We start from the raw sequence: 3,733 nt of genomic DNA on the forward strand, positions 1-3,733 counted from the left end.
CCATGCGGCCCCTGCTTGCCCAGCACCTTCTCGGCGCCGACGATGCCGGCACAGTTGACCAGCCCGTGCAGGCCGCCGAAAGCGCTGACGGCAGCCTCCACCGCCGCCTTGGCAGCGGCCTCCTGGCTGATGTCGGCCACTGCGAAGCGGGCCTGGTCACCGAGCGCAGCGGCCTTGGCCGCCACGGCGTCGGCGTTCAGGTCGACCAGCATCACCCGCGCGCCCGCGGCGATGAGCATCTCGGCCGTGGCGGCGCCGAGCCCGGAGGCGGCGCCGCTGACGATGAAATTCTTGTTGGCAATGTGCATGAAAGCTCCTCAGGCGCTGACGGCTGGCGTCAGCGCGGCGTGTTGTCTGGCTATTTCCTGATTGCGCAGGATGAAACGCTGCAGCTTGCCGCTCGGGGTCTTGGGCAGCTCGCTGACAAATTCGATTTCGCGCGGGTAGGCATGCGCGTAAAGACGCTGGCGCACGTGCTGGCGCAGGCTTTCGGCCAGCGCCTCGCTACCCTCCACGCCTGTGGCCAGTACCACAAAGGCCTTGATCAGTTCGGTACGCTCCGGGTCGGGCTTGCCCACCACCGCGGCCTCGATCACGCTCGGGTGCTCGATCAATGCACTCTCCACGTCGAACGCGACCCGGTAGCCGGAGGTGGTGATCACATCGTCGTTGCGACCGACGAAGCTGATGCTGCCGTCAGGGTTGAGCTCGACCGTGTCGCCGCTCAGGTAATACTTGCCGACAAACGCCCGGGTCGGCCCGCCGTGATAGCCACCAAACCAGCACAGCGGCGACTGCTCGCGGTCCACCGCAAGGGTGCCGGGTTGCCCTGCCGGCAATTCGCGCTGCTGTTCGTCAAGCACCACGATCCGGTGCCCTGGCACCGCAAAACCAGCGGCCCCCATGTGCACGGGGTGCTCCAGCCCATGATGGTTGCACAGCACCATGCCCAGCTCGGTCTGGCCGTAGTGGTCGTGGATGGTCACCTGCAGATGCTCGGCAAACCAGCGAATCACCTGCGGGTTCAGCGGCTCACCGGCACTGCTGAGCACCCGCAGGCGGCCCTTGATCGGTGCCGAAAACGCCTCGCCGGCAGCAATCAGCATGCGATAGGCGGTCGGTGAACCGGCCAGGTTGGTGATGCCGTACTTGTTGATTACCCGACAGGTGCTGTCGACGCTGAACGGGCCATCGAAGAAGGTGGTCGCATGACCTAGCGCCAACGGCCCGGTGACCGCGTAGTAGAGCCCATAGGCCCAGCCAGGGTCGGCCAGGTTCCAGAACGCATCCTGCGGGCGCAAGTCGATGGCATCACGCATGTAGCCCTGGAACGCGACAATGGCCCGCAACGGTACCTCCAGCGGTTTCGCCGGGCCGGTGGTGCCGGAGGTGAACATCAGCAGAAACGGCGCATCGCCGCTCAGCATGTACGCGGGGCACTGCGCACTGGCGGCCTGCAGCGCGGCTTGAAAGTCCAGGTCGCCAGACTGCGAGTCGGCATCCACGGTAATGATGCGCGGGCAGTGCTGCACCTCGTCGAGCTTGGGGCGGTTGGCGCGGTCGGTGACCACTATCCGGGCGCCAGCCCCGTGCAGGCGGTGCTCGATGGCCTTGGGCCCGAACGCCGTGAACAGTGGCTGGTACACCGCGCCCAGGCGCCAGGTGGCCAATACCGTGACCAGCAGCTCGACGGTACGCGGCAGCAACCCTGCCACGCGATCGCCCGGCCCCACGCCTTCGGCCTTGAGGACGTTGGCCATGCGCTGGGCCTGGGCCTGCAGCGCCGCAAAGGTGTACGCAGCGCTGTGCCCGTCACGGCCTTCCCAGTACAACGCAACACCGCCACCGGCCACATGTCGGTCACAACACTCTACGCACGCGTTGAGCGCTTCGAGGCTGCCATGCAGGCTCGAAGCCGCGGTTTGCGCGTAATTGAAGCTACCTGCCGCGCCACTGTAGTCACGCATCGCCAGACTCCTCGCTTGTTGTTGTTTGAGTAATCGAATGGTCTGACGATAGTCGCGCCGCACGCGCAGCGGGACAATGGTCAAAGCTGTCAATCTGGATGACTGGTTTGGCCATTGCCCGGCGCCCGGCGCAGCTCAATGCAGCGTGCTGGCTGACGTCCCGGCGGCGGCCAGCGCCGCATCTGTCAGGCGCAGCGCCGCCTCACGGTCACTGGCAAGGCGGCCCATCTGATGTAGATCGGTGCATAGGCCTCGGCGTGCTCGGAATGGCGCAGGCCCCAACGGCCTTGTCGATGCTCGACCGGGTAACGGTGCCCGTCATGCTCCAGCAACAACGTCTCGCCCGCGGCGAGCAGACCGTCTTCGCGTACCTCTACACCTGCCGGAGCGATAGTGCGCTACCCCGCCAGGTCGGCATGCCACAAGCGCTGGCGGCCGTCCTCCAGCACCACCGGCTGCAAACTGGTCGACAAACGCCGAGCGCTTGAAAAAACCGCTAGCCGCCGTACCGCCTGCCGCCAGCGAGGCGGTCAGGGCCACGGTCTGCAGAGCCCCGAGCCCCGATACAAACAGCAGTTGCCCAGGCTCGCTGACGGCAATGGCTTGCGTGGCCAGCGCCTGACGCAGCAGCCCTTCACAGAAGCGTTCTGCCGGTTGAATGCGCGCCAGCCGCTGTTCAACCTGTGCCTGCAGTGCCCGGTGGGCATTCAGGCCCGCGCTCAGCTGTACCAGGCGATCGTGCGACGCGGTGCTCAACCAACTGGGTGCCTGTGCCGCGAGAAAGGCATCGACAGCCGCCTGATCGGTTGCCAGAGCAGGTGCAGTGGGTGTGGAGTCTGCGCTCATGGGTTGCCGACCTCACGCTGCAGGGCTGCCAGGGTGAGGCGCAGCGCCAAGGCCTGCAGGGCCTCTTCACGCTCGCGCCCCAACTGGTTCATCTGGCTGAGGTAGTCACCTTCGGGCAGGCTGTGCTGACGTTCGCTCAATGCTTCCAGTTGCAACCAGAACCGCGCCTCGACGTCGCTGAAGGCCCGGCCTTCAACGGCACGCAGGTGCTCAAGCCAGAAGTCCCGCGTGCTGATAAAGCGTGCGAGCGCTGCACTGGCCTCGGCGCGCTGCACCGCGTCGGTAGCCGCACGCAGTTGGGCAGGCGACACCGCCGCCACTTCGCCGAATTGCATGTTGCGCGGTTGCCCAGGCAAGTCGAGGGCACGGGCCAGGCGCACCCGGTATGCCAGGCTGACCTCCACTTCATCGACGTCGCGCCCCTCGTGCACACGACTGACCATGTCGGCACGGGCAAACTGCTCCAACTGGTCCAGCCGAAACAAGCGCCGCGCAAACGCCAACAGGGCCGCGCCCTGGCTCTGCGCCGTCGCCAGGGCACGGGTCTGGAACAACAGAAAATGCACCTCCAGCGCGCTGAAACTCGACGCCACGCTGTCGACGCAGGTGGTGGGGCTGGCCGCCAGCTCGAACACTTGCTCGCGTAACGGCGTGCTCTCAATGGCCGCCTCGATCAAGCGCCACACGCGCCCATCGAGGTCGGCACGGGTGCGCTGAAAGTCGGCGGTCTCGGTGAGTTGCCCAAGCAACTGGAAGAAATCCTGTGAGCCGTGCTCGGCCAGCAGGCTATCCCACTGGTTGGCACGCGCGGTCTGCTGTTCGGGCCCGGACAGCGCCAGCCAGCGCTCGCGCCGCTGCGAGGCCGACACCGGTTGCACCATCGCGCCCTGCGCGTCCAGTTGCTGCTCGCGGATACGCCG

At 66.5% G+C, this 3,733-nt stretch carries 4 protein-coding genes; all 4 read right to left on the minus strand.

Going from position 1 to position 3,733, the window contains the following annotated elements; all coding sequences use genetic code 11:
* A partial coding sequence (locus G3436_RS04650; RefSeq protein ID WP_163941828.1) for an SDR family NAD(P)-dependent oxidoreductase occupies nt 1-308 on the minus strand: 308 nt, incomplete at its 3' end.
* Between the two features lie 9 nt (nt 309-317).
* Complete coding sequence (locus G3436_RS04655; RefSeq protein WP_163941830.1) at nt 318-1,967, minus strand: AMP-binding protein; 1,650 nt, start codon at nt 1,965-1,967, stop codon at nt 318-320.
* Nucleotides 1,968-2,285: 318 nt separating this feature from the next.
* Nucleotides 2,286-2,813: a hypothetical protein gene (locus G3436_RS04660; protein ID WP_163941832.1), complete on the minus strand. Its 528-nt coding sequence runs from the start codon at nt 2,811-2,813 to the stop codon at nt 2,286-2,288.
* On the minus strand, nt 2,810-3,733 hold a 924-nt coding region (locus G3436_RS04665; RefSeq protein WP_243667010.1), incomplete at its 5' end, for an NEL domain-containing protein. The genes G3436_RS04665 and G3436_RS04660, both read right to left, overlap by 4 nt.

Source organism: Pseudomonas brassicae (assembly GCF_010671725.1).
GTDB classification, from domain to species: Bacteria; Pseudomonadota; Gammaproteobacteria; order Pseudomonadales; family Pseudomonadaceae; genus Aquipseudomonas; species Aquipseudomonas brassicae.